Genomic DNA, 16,363 nt, shown 5'->3' on the forward strand with positions numbered 1-16,363 from the left:
TTTCCTCGCCTGTTTTATGCGCTGAAAGTTTAACTATTATGCAAATTCACACAAAATGCCCTCAATGCGGAGCTGCCTATACCCTCCCTGCCGACATGGCGGACAAACGGACACGCTGTGAATCCTGCTGGCATTTGTATAAATTACCGGCACTTGAGGAGCTCGACAAACCCATGCGCATAATAGAAAACTCCGCAGGACGCATCTACGTAGATGAGGAAGGCAACCTCTACGGCTAACCCCCCTTGCACCTCACAGCCTGCTACTTCTTGTCCAGCTTATATTGGTAGTGTCCTGTCCCGCCATGCGGATAGACAGGAACGCGCCGATGATAATAATGTCTGCGTAAGCTCGGAGCACGATGGTATCTGGGGATGCTGTAACGATGGTACCTGTGGCTGGGAGTGTAACGCCTGTAGTAAGGGTTGTAATAGTGCCTTCTGTTGTAGTGCCGATAATAAGGCTTCTGATAGCGGTAATAATACGGATACCGACTGTCATAGCCATACCGCCGGTTAGTGATGATCAGCCCGTCACCATGATAGTGCGTGTAAGTTCGGCTGCATCCGGGATAGTAGCAAATTAACGCCGGGGAACCGGTTACAACATAACTGCTGTAACCGCCGCCGCTTATGCGAACCCGAACGGTCACCTTGCCCAGAGCCTCAGCACTGAACATAAGCACGATCGCGATTATAGATATTATTGGAAATAGCTTCTTCATTTTGCTATCCTTTCCAGTTCGTTTACTAATTTAACTACGAGCCGGCCCTGACGCTGGAATAAGGAAAAGGCCGATTACCACTTTTAACTGCCGCAAAATGGATAAAGATCTCAAAAACAAGACGCTTGAAGAGCTGGAACAGTTGCTCCCCGAGCTGGGCGGCAAGAAGTACCACGCAAAGTACATCTTTTCGTTCATTCACACTAAAGATGCGGCCGGCATAGACGAGATCACCCCCCTTTCCAAGGATCTGCGGGCGAAACTGAAAGATTCCGGCTATTTTATTTCACGGCTGAATCTGGTCGAGAAATTCATCGACCCGGACGGCACGGTCAAGTTCCTCTTCGAGATGGCAGACGGCGCGAGGGTAGAATCGGTGCTGATGAAGCACCGCGACCGCCAAACGGTGTGCATTTCCACTCAGGCGGGCTGTCGGATGGGCTGTGCGTTTTGCGCGACGGGAAAACTGAAGTTCAACCGCAACCTGACCGCGGGCGAGATCGTGGATCAGGTCAACCGGGTTGCAGAGGAAGAGGGCACGGTCAATAACGTGGTATTCATGGGTATGGGCGAGCCGCTGGACAATTACGATAACTCCATGCGGGCACTGCACATACTGAATCACCATGCGGGCAAATGCATCGCCCAGCGACGGCTGACCATCAGCACGTGCGGCATACCGTCGGCGATCGAACGATTCGCGGATGAAGAGCTGCAGGTGCATCTGTCGATCTCGCTGCATGCGGCTGACGACGAGACCCGCGCAAAGATAATGCGGATCGGCGGCAAATACAAGCTGCACGAACTGCTGGCGAGTGTGCGAAAGTACCAGGCCAGAACCCGCAGGCGTGTAATGTTTGCATACTGCATGATCAAGGGCGTGAACGACTCCGACCAGGACGCCGCCCGGGTAATAAAGCTGCTCAAGGGCCTTAACGCCAACGTCAACCTGATCGAGTACAATCCGCACCCCGGCTGTGACTTCCAGGCGAGCGATCGTAACCGCATCGGACGGTTCATGGACCTGCTGATGAAGGCGGGCATCGAAACGACCGTCCGCTATAAACGAGGCGAAGACATAAAAGCCGCCTGCGGACAGCTCGGCGCGACCTGGCTGGATAAAAAAAGGTCAGGGGACACCAGCGGCTCATAAAATAGCAAATTTCTGGAAAATTTATACGAAACAGCCTTTGCTAATACCTTCATATATAGCGTAGCGCGGTTTTTGGACTACTGCGTTCAGTGCAGAGTCTTCCTGTGTCACAAGCAAGACATGCTGACAGACTGAGTATACTAAAAGAAAGGGATCGAGATGCAAAGACGCGAGTTTCTCATCAAATCGGCTTTTTCACTCGGTGCGATCGGCTCGTTTTCAACAATCCTTGAAAATGCTCGTGCCGCTTCTGAAGGAAAACCAAAACGCCCGAATATTCTGTTCTGTATTTGGGACGACGCGTCTTTTCCGCATATGGGTGCGTACGGCTGTGGCTGGGTCAAGACGCCCGCATTCGACCGCGTGGCTGAGGAAGGCATACTTTTCAATCGGGCCTATACGCCTAATGCGAAGTGTGCGCCTTCGCGGGCCTGCGTACTTACGGGCCGAAATTCATGGCAGCTCGAAGAAGCCGCGAACCACTGGCCCAACTTCCCGGCAAAGTTCAAGGTGTTTACCGAAGTGCTCAGCGAAAACGACTACTTCGTCGGCTGCACGGGCAAGGGATGGGCACCTGGTAATTCGGGCAAGATCGACGGCAAGCGCAGGCAGCTCACCGGCAAATCTTATCGCAAAAGAAGGCTGGAGCCGCCAGCCAGGGGCATCAGCAAACTCGATTACGCCGCAAACTTCGCCGACTTTTATAACGACAAGCCCGAAGATCAGCCCTTCTGCTTCTGGTACGGTGCATATGAACCGCATCGCGGTTATGAATACCGCAGCGGCGTAGAAAAAGGCGGCAAGAAGCTTGATCAGATCGAGAAGGTCCCGGGCTTCTGGCCCGATGACGAACGTGTGCGCGCAGATATGCTTGACTATGCATATGAGATCGAACATGCGGACAACCACCTGGCCAGTATTCTCAAGATGCTGGAAGAAAAGGGCGAGCTCGACAACACGATCGTTGTGGTTACAGCCGACAACGGCATGCCCTTCCCGCGGTGCAAGGGGCAGGAATACGAGTATTCCAATCACATGCCCATGGCAGCTATGTGGAAGAACGGCAATCCACGGGCCGGGCGGGTAGTTAACGATTTCGTAAGCTTCATCGATCTTGCGCCGACGTTTTTGGAGGCAGCGGGGATCGCCCCGGCCCAGTCTGGCATGCAGCCGATACAGGGCAAAAGCCTGATGAACATATTGACATCTTCCAGGAACGGCCTGGTCGAAAAGGAACGCGACCACGTACTCATCGGCAAGGAACGGCACGATCTTGGCAGGCCGCACAACTGGGGCTATCCAATCCGCGGGATCGTCAAGGGCGATTATCTTTACATCCACAACTTCGAGACAGACCGCTGGCCGGTCGGCAATCCCGAGACCGGCTACCGCAACTGCGATGCAAGCCCTACCATGAGCGTTGTGCTTGGGACCAACAGCGGCTACTCGCGAGCCAAAAGGTACTGGGACATGTCGTTCGGCAAACGCCCGGCCGATGAACTTTACAACATCAGCGAGGATCCCGAATGCATTAAGAACCTCGCGCGGGACAAAGAGCATACGGACCTGAAGGAAAAACTCAAAACACAGCTTTTCAACGAGCTGAAGGAACAGAAGGACCCGCGTATGTTCGGCAACGGACATGTCTTCGACGAATACGAATATATACGCGCATCCGACGACTGGTACGAAAAGACAGTTAACAGGAACATCAATTCATGGTAGGATCAAACCTCGCAGAAAAGATCTGCTTCTGAAAACGGAACCGCAAGGAACCGCGAACGCATCGGCGGCTTTATGGGGCTGCTGATGAAGGCGGGCATCTAAACGACCGTCCGCTGCAAATTCGGCGAATGCATAAAAGCCGCCTGCGGCCAGCTTAGCACAATCTGGCTGAAGAATCGCAAGCTCAAATAGTAACAACCTCCATTTTGGCCATCTAATAATTGCATGTTTGGCCATTCTGTTTTATAAATGTCCAAGGAATTTACCTGCTCGAGAACAAAACCTGATGCTCAGACTGGCAAGGTTTACATTTATCTAAACTCTTATTTATCCGGATAGGTTCGTTTTTTCGATCTCCGGGTTTTGAACTGGAGGTACTTGTGAGAGTCATAATCGCTGGAGCAGGCGAGGTTGGCACATACATCGCCGAGCGAATAGCAGAAGAGCAGCATGACGTTACGGTCATAGAGATCGATATGGACCGGGCCGAAGAGTTGTCAAACACTCTCGACGTTCATGTTGTGTGCGGCAGCGCATCTTCGATCGAGGTACTCAAAAAGGCCGGCGTGGAAAAGTGTCATCTCTTTCTTTCGCTTACCTCCGATGAAGAGGTCAACATCGTTTCCGCATCAGTCGCTCGAAAACTGGGATCCGATAAAACGATAGCAAGAGTAGATAACCCTGTTTTTAGACAGTATCCAAAGTTTTCATACCAGAACCATTTCGGGATCGACGAAATGTTCAGCCCGAAAATGTTCGCGGCCCTTGAAATTGCGTCCTTCATCAGGAACCCGGGCCTGCTCGCTGTGGAGTATTTTGCCCAGGGCACAGTTGTCATGAGGCCGGTGAAGATCGACGAGAGTTCGCGCTATATCGAAAAGAAACTTATCGATCTGAATATCCCCAGTGACGTACGGATCGCATGCGTAACCAGGGGAACCGAGTTGATAATCCCTGCCGGCGATACGATCCTCAAGGCAGATGACAATATAATCCTTATCGGTGAGACCGAAAAGGTCAGCGAATTCCAGAAGAAGTTCAAATCCGGAAAAACAAACGCCCGCAGGGTCGTCATGCTCGGCGGCGGCCGGATCGCCAAGAGTTTGGCGCGGCGATTAAAACCGAGCGATTTCCGCCTGACCATTATCGAACAGAATGCTGCGAGGTGTGAGACCCTGGCGCACGAACTGCCTTCGGCGACTATATTGCAAGGTGACGGCACTAAGCTGGACCTTTTAATGGAAGAGCACGTCGATACGGCAGACTTCTTCATACCCACAACCGATTACGACGAAGTCAACATCATGAGTGCCCTGCAGGTAAAAAATCTCGGCGCGAAAAAGGCAATCGTATTGATCCATCGGCCTGATTTCGTGCATTTGATCGAGGATCTTGGGATCGATCATGCCGTCAGTCCACGCGCGATCATGGCAAGGGAAGTGCTGACGATGCTCAAAAAGGGTAAGGAACGTTCACTGGCGGATATGGGAGCGGGCGATGCAGAGATACTAGAGCTGCACTTCAAAAATGAGAAACTCACGGGCAGCGAGCTTAAGGACATAACTTTGCCCGAAAACAGTCTGATACTGCTGATAAAGCGCAGCGACAAGGTCATCGTCCCAAGCGGCGACACGAAACTGGAGCAGAATGATGTGCTTCTGATAATCTGCAGATGGCGTGACAGCAAAAAACTGATGCGTCTTTTTGGAGAATAACAGCCGTTGAATTACAAAGTAGTATTCAAACAACTCGGAGTGCTGGTTTTCCTGGTGGGCGCATGCATGAGCACAAGCCTGATCTGGGCGTTCCTGGACCGCAAGGAGGAGGACTTCGGCCAGATCGCTTCAGCATTTCTGCTGTCTATCTTCATTTGTATCGGTATCGGGCTAATTCTGAATTTCAGGCGGACGCAGACGAAAAAGATGTACCGCAAGGAAGCGATCGCGGTGGTGTCCATCGGATGGTTTCTGTGCGGGATTCTGGGCGCACTGCCTTATATTTTCTCGGGCGTGCTCGCGCCGCTGTATGACGGCTGGTTCAGCATCTGCAGCGCCGCGGTTTTCGAAAGTATCAGCGGATTTACGACTACCGGTGCAAGCATATTCCCGGAACCCGAGAGCCTGCCCCGCGCGATCCTTTTCTGGCGCAGTCTGACGCACTGGCTCGGAGGTATGGGTATTATCGTGCTGTTCGTGGCGATCCTGGGCGAGGCCGGCTCCGGTGCCAAACACATGGTGATCTCTGAAGTGCCGGGCCTGCCGGACGAAGCACCGAGACCGAGAATACGCTCGGCCGCAATGCTTCTGTGGAACATATATGTTGCGATCTCGGTCGCCGAGGTGATCGCTCTGAATCTGCAGGGCATGAGCATCTTTGAATCCCTGTGTCACACCTTCGGCACTATGGCAACGGGAGGATTCAGCACGCTCAACGGCAGCATAGGCCAGTACAACAACCTCGGCTACGAAATTACGATAATTGTTTTCATGCTGCTGGCCGGCACGAGTTTCAATCTTTACGCGATACTGCTGGGCGGCGGATGGCGAAGGGTGCTCAGTAATCGCGAGTTCCAGATTTACCTCTTGATCGTTCTTTGTGCAGTGATCCTGCTGACGACCGACATAATTCTCGACGGGCCCGAGGAATACACCGCAGGCAAAGCTCTGCAGGATTCGAGCTTTCAGGCGGTTTCCATTATGACAACCACCGGATACGGGACGGCTGATTTTGACCGCTGGCCCGATTTTTCGCGATGGCTGCTGGTTCTTTTAATGTTCGTGGGCGGCTGTGCGGGCTCGACCGGCGGCGGGCTGAAAGTGATCCGCGTGGTTCTGTTCTTCAAGATACTCTCTCTGGAGATAGCGAGCGTCTTCCGCCCCCGTGCGGTAAAAACGCTGAAGATAGGCGACAGGCCGGTGGACAAAAGTGTCAGGCAAAACGTAACCGCGTATCTTGGGCTGGTGCTGGTAATATTCTTCCTATCGACGCTGATCCTTTTTATCCTGCACAATGATTATTGCATGCAGAAAGAGGATCGCATCAATATCGAAACCGCTTTCAGCTCGGTAGCAGCTACGCTGAACAACATCGGCCCGGGTCTGGCAATGGTGGGTCCGACCGAAAATTACGCATTTTTCTCAGCACCTGCCAAATTGTTCTTTTCGCTGCTGATGATACTGGGACGGCTGGAGGTCATGGTAATACTGTGCATGTTCATGCCGTCCTTCTGGAAGAAGGAATAGGTGGGGCCGACCCACAGCGTTGCGTGCAAACATTAGGCATTGACCGCAGGCAGTAAGGCCTGGGGCGTACTCCGAAAAAATATGATTCAACATAAAAAACGCAGTCAAGATGTGCGAAATGCCTTCATACCAAAAGTTTCATTATAAGTTTGAGATATAGTGCTTTTGCCTTTATGGTGTATGGGATAGTATTTTTGCGGCCCTTTACAGGGCTGTATTCATGGAGCAAGTATTTTAGAAAGAAAGGTTACAAATGTCTCAAGCTAAAAAAGGCGACCAGGTTAAGGTGCACTACACTGGAAAGCTTGATGATGGAACAGTATTCGACAGCAGCGAAGGCAGAGATCCGCTGGATTTCGAACTCGGTGCGGGCCAGGTGATCCCGGGCTTTGAGCAGGGAACAGAAGGAATGGAGCCGGGCGAAAGCAAGACCATCAAGATTGAATGCAAAGATGCCTACGGCGAACGCCGGGAGGAAATGGTCCAGAAGGTCAGCAAGCAGGAACTGCCCGATGACGTCGATCCGCAGATAGGCCAGCAGTACCGCGTACCGCTGCAGAACGGCGGTTCGGTTGTCGTGACCGTCAGCGAAGTGACAGACGAAGACGTCACACTTGATGCAAACCACCCGCTGGCTGGTAAGAATCTCACCTTCGACATCGAACTGGTCGAAATAGGCGAATAACAGCTTAACAGCATTACGCACATTGTCTCGGCTCTCATCCAGGGCGCGGGAAATGTGCGTTTTTTATGCTGCAAGAACCGCAGAAAAGCACCAATCATTCGGAGGCTTGGGGCGTTGGGTGATTTTGGAACGACATCTGATAATGCTCAAAATCCATTAGCCGAAACAATCAGGCTGGCGTGTATCGGCGACAGCATCACCTTCGGAGCGGGTATAGTTGAACGTGAAGTCAACAGCTACCCCGCGCAACTGCAGTCCATGCTCGGCGAAAACTGGCGAGTCGAGAACTTCGGTGTCTCGGGAGCGACGGCACTAAGCAAAGGCGATCTGCCGTACATAGACCAGTCCGAATACGAGCGATCACTTAAATTCGAACCAGATGCAGCCGTCATCGCTTTGGGAACCAACGACACGAAACCCTGGAACTGGCAGCACAGAGCGGATTTCATCAACGATTACCGCAAGCTCGTCAACTCCTATCGCGTCAAAAACCCCAATATCCGAATATGGATATGCCGACCGGTGCCGGCCTTTGGCGACGACGGTGACATAAAGGGCTCGCTGGTAAAGGATTATCTGCCGGGCCTGATAAAGCGGGTATCGGAGCTTACTTCTGTACCAGTTATCGACCTTTACACACCATTGAAAGACAAACCTCAGTATTTTCCCGACACGGTGCACCCAAACGCCGAAGGCGCCCGGGTAATAGCCGCACAGGTATGGTCTTTCCTTGTTGAAGCACCGACCGAAGCTGGGTAGAATAGGCCTCTTATGAAGCGGCTTTAACGCTTTTGCGGAGCGAACGATCGCCTCGCTGCACCCTACAACAAAACTTTTTTTTTCGGAGATCCTGTCATGCGTAATGTTCTGATGAGTCTGGTTCTGGCAGTTATTGTATTCGGCAGCGGTTGTACGGCAAACAAGTGCAGGCCGGTGGATACCGGCAAATTCGACAGGCCGGTACGCGTGGCGTGCGTGGGAGACAGTATTACGTTCGGTTCGGGCATCAGCAACCGCAACGTCAACAGCTACCCGGCTCAGCTTGGTGATATGCTCGGGGACAAGTGGGATGTGAAAAACTTCGGCGTAAGCGGGGCAACCCTGCTGCAGAAAGGCGACAAGCCTTACTGGGTACAGGCGGCTTATCAGCAGTCACTCAATTTCAAGCCTGATGTAGTCGTTATTATGCTCGGAACAAACGACACGAAACCACAGAACTGGAAACATGCCGACCAGTACGTTCCGGATTTCAAGAAGCTTATCGACAATTATCGACGTGTAAACCCGGACGCACGTATCTGGATATGTAAACCTGTACCGGCGTTTCCTGGCAGGTGGGGCATCCGCGAAAGTGTCATAAAGGACGAGATGCTGCACATGGTCGATGAAATAGCAGAAGAAAAAAATGTCTGCGAGATCGACCTGCACGAGACACTGACCGGCAAGGGTGACCTGTTCCCGGATACGGTGCACCCGAACGCAGAAGGTGCCAGGGTAATGGCACAGGAAGTGCGGACCGCGTTGACCGGATCCTGAATTCGGCGAAAATGTGCGTAAAATCCGGTTTTTTGTGTAATATCGCCGTTTTTAAACGTCTTTAAGATACTGATGCTAACCTACATAGGAGGTCGCTATGCAATGTCCCGTGTGCAGCAATGGATTAAAGAAAGTTAATGTCGAGGGTATCGAGCTGGATGTATGCGACGGAGGCTGCGGCGGAATATGGTTCGACAGCCGCGAACTTGATAAGGTAGACAATGCGAGAGAGGCCGCGGGCGAACAACTGCTCGATATCCAGCGAAAAGTCAATATTTCCGCCGACCAGAGGGGCAAAATAAAGTGCCCGCGATGCATGGATATCACCATGATGAAGCATTTTTACAGCGTAAATCAGTCCGTTGAGGTGGATGAGTGCGGCGGATGCGGTGGATTCTGGCTGGATTATGGTGAGCTGGGCCAGATACGCGACCAGTATGAGACTGAAGAGGAGAAAAAAGCGGCCGCGAAGGCGTATTTTGATGAGGTATTCGGCGAAAAACTGGCTAAAATGCGGGTCGAAGAGGAGGCAAAGCAGGCCAAGGCCAGGAAAATCGCAAGTTTTTTCCGTTTCATCTGCCCCAGTTGGTACGTGCCGGGCAAGCAGAAATGGGGCGCTTTCTAGGCTAAAACGGGATAAATGGACATAAAAGTGGGTGCTAAACGGGTGAAAGTGGTGGCGGTAAAGTTGTACATCAAACCCCGAGGCGAACATAGTGGACCATTCGAAGTATAGAAAAACCCAAGGGGAAAAGTGTAAATTTATTTGTAATCTGGAGTAAATAATGGCTTTATCAGGTAGGCGAGTTGCTTTTGTTGTTTTTGCTTTTGCAGTTGTTTTGCTGTCAGCGGGAATATGTGCGGCACAACCGGTCAAGTTTGCCCGCTATCCGCACACGTTCGAGGGCAAGCTGGCGTTCACTTACCACGGCGACATCTGGGTCGCCAATGACGACGGCAGCGATCCGTACAGGCTGACAAACCACATGGCTCGCGACATTTACCCGCGTTTTTCGCCGGACGGCCAATGGATCGCGTTCTCAAGCAACCGCATGGGCAATTACGACATCTACCGCGTCCCTGTCACCGGCGGCGAACCGGAACAGCTTACATTTTTCAGCGGTATCGACGTGATGGCCAACTGGACGCCGGATGGTGAACGGATCATCTTCCGCACCGACCGCAGGGGCACGTGGGGCACGCCGCTTTATACAGTCGGCATGGACGGTGAACTGCCGATGCCGTTAAACATGGACCGCGGCTATCACGGCATGATGAGCCTGGACGGTAAGTACCTGGCGTTCAACAGGCAGTCGTTCAGGTACTGGCGCAAGCACTACAAGGGCAATCTGAGCACGGACGTATGGTTGCAGGACCTTGCAACGCATGAGATCACCCAGCTTACAGATACAAACCTGAAAAACTTCCGCGAACACCGTCAGGACGTGTACCCGATGTGGGGCGCGGACGGAATGATCTACTTCATGAGCGAGCGGGACGACACATATAATATATGGAAGATATCTCTCGAAGGCGGTGATCCCGTGCAGGTAACCAAGCATGACAAGGACGGCATTCAGTATCCCGCGATGAGTCCGGACGGCAAGACGCTTACCTATGAGTGCAATTTCCAGATATGGAAGCTGGATATCGAGTCGGGCAGCACCGAGCAGGTGCATGTGGACCTGGGCTTCGACCCGAAGGAAAATCTGATCGAGTTCGATCACGTCAACAGCCAGGCGGACGGCTTTGCACCGTCGCCCAAGGGTGACTATACGGCTGTCGATTATCACGGCGAGATATTCATCGTGCCGACCGATCAGGAAGTCGGCGAGAAGAAACGTGTGACCAGATCGCCCTGGCGTGATCGCAACGAAAAGTATTCGCCGGACGGCAAGTACCTCGCATTTATGTCGGACGAGACGGGCGAGGAAGAGCTCTGGATATACGAGACTGAAACAGGCACCACACGGCAGCTTACCGATCAGGAAACGCTCAAACGCGGATACATGTGGTCGCCTGACTCGAAGCAGATCGCCCTGGTCGGTTCGAACAGGCTCTTCATCGTCGACGTCGAGCAAAGCACGGTCGAAGAAGTCGGGCACAACTCGGCCTACGGCTATTATCTCAACGACTGGTCGAAAGACGGCAAATGGCTGATCTACACCAGATGGCGCGACGACTACAACCAGGACCTGTACCTGTTCAATATCGAGACCCGTGAAGAATACAACATCTCGCAGAATCCGTTCTATGACGGTGACGGCAAATTCAGCGAAGACGAAAAGAAAGTCGTGTTCCGCTCGACACGTAACGGCGACCGGGCGAGAGTCTTTGTCGTATCTCTTGCCAAGGTGACCGTTGACAGGGACGATCCGCTGTGGCGCGAACGTGAAAAGAACGGCGAGAACGGCAAAGAGAAAAAGGAAGAAGATGAGCAGCAAGAGGATGCGCCTGATGAACCTGAGGAAGATGACGAAAAGAAGGACGACGAAGACGAACAGGCTGCAGTGACCGACGACGGCGGAAAGGCTCAGCCCGAAGATGAAAAGGAACAGGCCGAGGCGGATGACAGTGACGAAGGCGAAGAAGCCGCTGAAGCTGACGAGGCCGAGGAAGAAGAGCCCACACTAGTGATCGATCTGGACGGTATAGAACGACGTGCGGAGCAGATATCTGATAACTGCTATGACGTCGACAACCTGTTCGTCAAAGGTGACAAGGTTTACTTCACGGGTCGCGACGGCAGCGGCAGCGGATTCTTCTCACTGAAGCTCAACGGCGAAGGCGAACGCAAGATCGCCGGCGGCAGTTTCCACAACATCACGCCTACGGCGGACAAAAGCAACGTCTTCTATAAGAGCGGCAATCATGTTTACAAGATGCGGATCGGCTCCAGCCGTGGTTCGCGAGTAAACTTCAGCTTCACCGTCGAGATCGACAAGCCCAAGGAATGGGCACAGATACTCAACGAAGCATGGCGCGTCATGAAGTATCACTTCTACGACGAGAACATGCACGGCTATGACTGGGACGCTATCAGGGCGAAGTACACACCGCTGCTGGATTATGTCGGCAGCTACGGCGAAGTATATGAACTGGCGAACGAAATGATCGGCGAGCTGAACGCTTCGCATTGCGGCGTCAGCGGGCCGGAGAAGAGAATGCCGAACGCTTACAACAGCGCGATCCTCGGTTTCGAGATGATACCGGACGGCGATTACTACAAAGTCGATCATATCTACCGCGAAGGCCCGGCAGACAAGGAATGGGTCGAGCTGGAGAAAGGCGACTACGTGCTGGCGATTGACGGCGTGGACGTTCGGGCAGGTGAGAACTACTGGAAAATACTCAACCGCACGCTGAACGATTATGTAACCGTAAAGGTCAGCGACGATCCCGCAAGCGGTGAGACGCGTGACGTGCGGATAGATTCGACGAGCACCGGCGCACTCGGCAATATTAAGTATGAGGAGTGGGTCGAGAGCAACCGCGATTATGTTGAGAAGATCAGCGACGGCAAGATAGCCTACGTGCATATCAAGTCCATGAACAGGTCCTGCCTGGAAAGGTTCACGCAGGAGATCAGGCGGTTCTATGACTATGAAGGCATCGTGGTTGACATCCGCTACAACGGCGGGGGCAATATCGATCAGCAGCTTCTGGATATCCTGTCGAGGCGTGCGTACCAGTACTGGACGAATCGCTGGGCGGCTCCCGAGATGGGCAGACGGCATCGTGAGAGCATTGTCGGACCGAAGGTGATGCTGATCAACTGGGGCAGCGCGAGCAACAGTGAAGTGACCCCGCTTGGCTTCCGTGATCTCGAGCTCGGCAAGATCGTGGGTAATCCCACAGCGGGTGCGGTCATCGCGACGGGCAGCTATCGCCTGATCAACGGCGCGAGGATACGGACACCGGGCGGCCTGGTGGTTCGATACAACCCGCTGCGTGAGAACAATTACGGGCTGAACCTGGAGAACTACGGCGTCGCTCCGGATATCTGGGTTGAGAACACGCCCGAGGACCGCATGAAGGGTTATGACCGCGAGCTGACTGTTGCAGCCGAAACGGCGATGGATATGCTTCGCGAACGAGAAGAGAAGATAACGGAAATGAAAGAAGCTGAACGCAAGAAAGGCGTTGAGCACGTGAGGTACATCAATTCGAATCACGAAAGTGAGGACGATGGCTAAGCCGGAATTCAGACTTGAGCTGCCGGGGTGGGTCGAGACTTACCTCGGCAGTTACGGTGATAAGTTCGACAGCAGCGAGTCACGGATGCGGCTGGCTGTCGGGCTTAGCCGACGCAATATCGAAGAAGGCACGGGCGGTCCTTTCGGGGCCGCCATTTTTGCGCGCGATACGGGACGGCTGATCGCGACAGGCGTGAACATGGTGACAAGTCTCGGGTGCAGTATCTGGCACGCGGAGATGGCAGCGATCGCGCGGGCGCAGATGCGGCTGAGGACGTATGAACTCGGACGCGATGAGCCGATGGAGCTGGTCAGCAGTTGCGAGCCTTGCGCGATGTGCCTAGGTGCTGTGCCCTGGTCGGGCGTGAGCAGACTCATCTGCGGCGCGCGTGATGAGGACGCGCGGGCTGCCGGGTTCGACGAGGGAGCGAAACCGGCGGACTGGATCGATGAGCTGGCGCAGCGGGAGATTGAAGTAATTCGCGATGTATTGCGGAACGAGGCCGCAGCGGTACTGGCAGACTACGCAGCAGGCGGGGGCGAAATCTATAACGGTTAGCGGCCGGCTTTTTTCGGCACCGCCAGCAGAGATTTTTTACTTGACTTTTTGCGGTTTTTGGGTATTAATGTAATTGATAACCCTTAAGTAAGCCATGGTCAGGTTATTGTGGCAGGGCAAGATTTAATATAGTCCTATTCGGAGGAGCATATCATGAGATTCAAGGGAGTTTTTCTAGGCGCGGTTCTGATTGCAGCAGTTGGCGGGTTCTCTCTGGCGGGTGTCGAGACGAGCTATGACATCTCTGTTTATTACGGCTATGACAACCAGTTCGAATCGGACTCGGCAACAGACGGCAGTCCGGTCAGCTATGACGGACGATGGGCGGGCTACGAGCCGGGCCAGATCATAATCGCAGGTTCCACATGGGATGCGACGGCGGCGGCCGAGATCGATACCGTGAACGGCACTTACAGAACCAAGGCAAGCGCGATGGCGTATGTCGATGACAGCAGCGCCGAAGACGATTACTGGGTGATGTCCGAGGGCGTGATCAATATTCGCGAGACACTGACCTTTTCTCAGGCCACCACGGTCACACTGACCGGTTCGGTGCACGGCAATCTGGCGGCACAGGTGAGCCATTCATGGAACGGCAATGCAAGTGCGTCAACTGACATTTCGTGGAACTTTGAGAACCCCGAGATATGGACGGAGGACCGCTGGTTCGGCTATTACAGTGACGGCTGGTCGGCGGACGTGATTTGGAACGATGACGGTACGGCTTCGACTCTTCCGGGGACAGTGCCCAGTACACCAGATATAAATGAAACATTCAGTGTCGAAGTGGATGTGCCGGCGGGTACCATCTTGTTCAACATGGAGATCGAGTCGGCGGCGATGGCACAGGCATATCTGTACGGCGATGCGACAAGCGCTAATGCGGATGCACTGAGCGACTTCGGCAATACGGTGCTTTTCGAAATGCAGTTTGAACCAGGCGTGACGGTGACGAGCGAAGGCGGCCTGTTCCCGGTAAACGTAGTTCCCGAACCAGCGAGCCTGGTGTTTGTGACTGCTGGTGCGGCCTGCTTAATCCGTCGACGAAGAGCATAATACATTCAGTTAAGCTTCTAGAGAGGGTCTATGGGTACGACCGGCTGGGTAGTTCTTGGCGTGGTGAATATCCCGATCTATGTCGGGCTGGGCTGGGTGTTTTTCAGGGACTGGGACGGTTTCTGGGAGGCGATCCGGTTCTGGCTGACGCCTGATGTTTTTTCAATGTTCACCGGTGAATTTTTCGATGACTGGTGGGCGGAAAGCAAACTTGCGGCATGGGTGATTCTCTGTGGAGCGTGCGTGATCGGTGAGGGACTGCTGATCAATACGATGTTTGGCTGAGGGGTTTGAATGGGGCTGGCTGGCAAGCGGAACTTCGTCAACTTTTCCTTACCCACATGCGTTCGTTTGCAAAATCCAGCACAACAGTGGTGTTGCGGAAAAATTTCATGCTGATGGAGTTCTCGGCCTCCATGTATGGGCTGTTTTCCGGCAGTATGATCAGCTCGGCGCTTGGGATTTTGAGGTTTGCGATTTCCAGGTTCTTGATACGCGCCTTGCGACAGGGAAGCTCGCCGAGAAAACCCGAGCGGAATGTCGTTTTGCGTATGTCGACCGAACCCTTATCGAGTCCCAGCGTTTCGAATCCTTTTTCGCCCACGATCATGCCGTAGCGTCCGCATGTGTCGAACATCAGCTCCATGGTACGCCCGTAAAAAGGCATTTCTACGAACAGCTTGTCGTCGCTTATTTTCAAAGGATAGCTGTCCCAGTCCGCTGGCGTGTCGGGCTCGAAAGCATCCGCTGCGGACAGTTCCACTTCTTCGCTGACGTTGTCGAAGCCGACATAACTGAAATTCCTGAGCATGCCCAGGCCGATCAGAAAACCCTTCTGCCGCCAGACGGGCAGTCCGACAACTTTCACTTCCCACTGCATCTGCACGTACATGCATGGCGGCTCGACTATCTCAGCAGAGCCTATGTACAGGGCGGGCACCTCACAAACGCCCATGTGCGCAGAATACCAGTCAGCTTCGCCGAGGGGCAGGACAGAAAGTTTGTTTTCCAGCACGGTCAGGCTGTTGGTGAGCACATAACCGGGGAAACCCGTATCCAGGAGTACCGAATATTCCCGTCCGTTGAAAAGTCTGCCCGGCACGGCAATGAGATTGATGTGATCAAAATAGAAAGATTCATATCCGATGCGGGTCGGCTCGGGAAGCCTTATTTCACTGTAATCGAGCTGCTTAAAGGATGTAGAATTCGCATCATCCGAGGTTTTTTCATACCCGTTGCTGTTAATCTGCGGCAGAGAAAGCAGTTTTTGGTCCTTCACGGCTGTCTTTTCGAGTCTGATAGTACAGCCCGCTGCCATTGTCACGGTCATAATAAGTAATAACCTGATCAGATGTCTGAACATCGCTTCCCCCCGGATTCAACCAGTACATTGCCGATTCTATCGAACCGCTCCCGTTGGGCAATGTTTCATCAGAGCAATTACTTGGGTGAGGAGCATATTTGGGGTTTTCCACTATAAAAACAGG

At 53.2% G+C, this 16,363-nt stretch carries 15 protein-coding genes; 13 read left to right on the forward strand and 2 right to left on the reverse strand.

Annotated features, from left to right (window positions below; genetic code table 11):
- Positions 1 to 38 precede the first annotated feature (38 nt).
- The gene (locus STSP2_RS00385) at positions 39 to 239 is read left to right on the forward strand and encodes a hypothetical protein (RefSeq protein ID WP_146658800.1); all 201 of its coding nucleotides are present in this window, start codon (positions 39 to 41) and stop codon (positions 237 to 239) included.
- Between the two features lie 23 nt (positions 240 to 262).
- Here the strand turns inward: STSP2_RS00385 and STSP2_RS00390 are convergent, their stop codons facing one another.
- On the reverse strand, positions 263 to 724 hold the full coding sequence (locus STSP2_RS00390) for a hypothetical protein (RefSeq protein ID WP_146658801.1): 462 nt from the start codon (positions 722 to 724) through the stop codon (positions 263 to 265).
- 97 nt (positions 725 to 821) lie between these two features.
- On the opposite strand from STSP2_RS00390, the gene rlmN reads away from it, so the two are divergent.
- The 12 genes from rlmN (at position 822) to STSP2_RS00455 (ending at position 15,161) form a co-directional block, all read left to right on the forward strand.
- Positions 822 to 1,877, forward strand: a complete 1,056-nt coding sequence (gene rlmN, locus STSP2_RS00395; protein WP_146658802.1) for a dual-specificity RNA methyltransferase RlmN — start codon at positions 822 to 824, stop codon at positions 1,875 to 1,877.
- Positions 1,878 to 2,036: 159 nt separating this feature from the next.
- Complete coding sequence (locus STSP2_RS00400) at positions 2,037 to 3,602, forward strand: sulfatase family protein (RefSeq protein WP_146658803.1); 1,566 nt, start codon at positions 2,037 to 2,039, stop codon at positions 3,600 to 3,602.
- A 380-nt stretch (positions 3,603 to 3,982) separates the two neighbouring features.
- Positions 3,983 to 5,317, forward strand: coding sequence for a Trk system potassium transporter TrkA (trkA, locus tag STSP2_RS00410; protein WP_169852873.1), 1,335 nt, complete (start codon positions 3,983 to 3,985; stop codon positions 5,315 to 5,317).
- Positions 5,318 to 5,323: 6 nt separating this feature from the next.
- Positions 5,324 to 6,844, forward strand: a complete 1,521-nt coding sequence (locus STSP2_RS00415; protein ID WP_146658806.1) for a TrkH family potassium uptake protein — start codon at positions 5,324 to 5,326, stop codon at positions 6,842 to 6,844.
- Between the two features lie 253 nt (positions 6,845 to 7,097).
- Entirely contained in the window at positions 7,098 to 7,529 is a 432-nt protein-coding gene (locus STSP2_RS00420) for an FKBP-type peptidyl-prolyl cis-trans isomerase (RefSeq protein WP_146658807.1), read from the forward strand.
- Between the two features lie 114 nt (positions 7,530 to 7,643).
- Positions 7,644 to 8,288 carry a GDSL-type esterase/lipase family protein gene (locus STSP2_RS00425; RefSeq protein ID WP_169852874.1) on the forward strand — a complete coding sequence of 215 codons (645 nt, stop codon included), beginning with the start codon at positions 7,644 to 7,646 and terminating at the stop codon, positions 8,286 to 8,288.
- A 96-nt stretch (positions 8,289 to 8,384) separates the two neighbouring features.
- On the forward strand, positions 8,385 to 9,065 hold the full coding sequence (locus STSP2_RS00430) for a GDSL-type esterase/lipase family protein (protein ID WP_146658809.1): 681 nt from the start codon (positions 8,385 to 8,387) through the stop codon (positions 9,063 to 9,065).
- Between the two features lie 97 nt (positions 9,066 to 9,162).
- Complete coding sequence (locus STSP2_RS00435) at positions 9,163 to 9,690, forward strand: TFIIB-type zinc ribbon-containing protein (RefSeq protein WP_146663950.1); 528 nt, start codon at positions 9,163 to 9,165, stop codon at positions 9,688 to 9,690.
- Positions 9,691 to 9,850: 160 nt separating this feature from the next.
- A complete protein-coding gene (locus tag STSP2_RS00440) occupies positions 9,851 to 13,261 on the forward strand; it encodes a S41 family peptidase (RefSeq protein ID WP_146658810.1) in 3,411 nt (1,136 codons plus the stop codon).
- Complete coding sequence (locus tag STSP2_RS00445) at positions 13,254 to 13,820, forward strand: nucleoside deaminase (protein WP_146658812.1); 567 nt, start codon at positions 13,254 to 13,256, stop codon at positions 13,818 to 13,820. The genes STSP2_RS00440 and STSP2_RS00445 overlap by 8 nt, the downstream gene beginning before the upstream one ends.
- A 153-nt stretch (positions 13,821 to 13,973) precedes the next feature.
- Positions 13,974 to 14,876 (forward strand): PEP-CTERM sorting domain-containing protein, encoded by a 903-nt coding sequence (locus STSP2_RS00450; RefSeq protein WP_146658814.1) that lies wholly within the window; start codon positions 13,974 to 13,976, stop codon positions 14,874 to 14,876.
- A 30-nt stretch (positions 14,877 to 14,906) separates the two neighbouring features.
- Positions 14,907 to 15,161, forward strand: coding sequence for a hypothetical protein (locus STSP2_RS00455; protein ID WP_205847945.1), 255 nt, complete (start codon positions 14,907 to 14,909; stop codon positions 15,159 to 15,161).
- A gap of 37 nt (positions 15,162 to 15,198) precedes the next feature.
- Here STSP2_RS00455 and STSP2_RS00460 read toward each other — a convergent pair whose 3' ends face one another.
- Entirely contained in the window at positions 15,199 to 16,239 is a 1,041-nt protein-coding gene (locus STSP2_RS00460) for a hypothetical protein (protein ID WP_146658816.1), read from the reverse strand.
- Positions 16,240 to 16,363: the final 124 nt, after the last annotated feature.

Source organism: Anaerohalosphaera lusitana (assembly GCF_002007645.1).
GTDB lineage: Bacteria > Planctomycetota > Phycisphaerae > Sedimentisphaerales > Anaerohalosphaeraceae > Anaerohalosphaera > Anaerohalosphaera lusitana.

What these genes read in the sequence shown, in the direction of transcription:
- STSP2_RS00385 (WP_146658800.1), top strand. Translation starts at nt 39, where the DNA reads ATGCAAATTCACACAAAATGCCCTCAATGCGGAGCTGCCTATACCCTC.
- STSP2_RS00390 (WP_146658801.1), bottom strand. Translation starts at nt 724, where the DNA reads ATGAAGAAGCTATTTCCAATAATATCTATAATCGCGATCGTGCTTATG.
- rlmN (WP_146658802.1), top strand. Translation starts at nt 822, where the DNA reads ATGGATAAAGATCTCAAAAACAAGACGCTTGAAGAGCTGGAACAGTTG.
- STSP2_RS00400 (WP_146658803.1), top strand. Translation starts at nt 2,037, where the DNA reads ATGCAAAGACGCGAGTTTCTCATCAAATCGGCTTTTTCACTCGGTGCG.
- STSP2_RS00420 (WP_146658807.1), top strand. Translation starts at nt 7,098, where the DNA reads ATGTCTCAAGCTAAAAAAGGCGACCAGGTTAAGGTGCACTACACTGGA.
- STSP2_RS00430 (WP_146658809.1), top strand. Translation starts at nt 8,385, where the DNA reads ATGCGTAATGTTCTGATGAGTCTGGTTCTGGCAGTTATTGTATTCGGC.
- STSP2_RS00435 (WP_146663950.1), top strand. Translation starts at nt 9,163, where the DNA reads ATGCAATGTCCCGTGTGCAGCAATGGATTAAAGAAAGTTAATGTCGAG.
- STSP2_RS00440 (WP_146658810.1), top strand. Translation starts at nt 9,851, where the DNA reads ATGGCTTTATCAGGTAGGCGAGTTGCTTTTGTTGTTTTTGCTTTTGCA.
- STSP2_RS00445 (WP_146658812.1), top strand. Translation starts at nt 13,254, where the DNA reads ATGGCTAAGCCGGAATTCAGACTTGAGCTGCCGGGGTGGGTCGAGACT.
- STSP2_RS00450 (WP_146658814.1), top strand. Translation starts at nt 13,974, where the DNA reads ATGAGATTCAAGGGAGTTTTTCTAGGCGCGGTTCTGATTGCAGCAGTT.
- STSP2_RS00455 (WP_205847945.1), top strand. Translation starts at nt 14,907, where the DNA reads ATGGGTACGACCGGCTGGGTAGTTCTTGGCGTGGTGAATATCCCGATC.
- STSP2_RS00460 (WP_146658816.1), bottom strand. Translation starts at nt 16,239, where the DNA reads ATGTTCAGACATCTGATCAGGTTATTACTTATTATGACCGTGACAATG.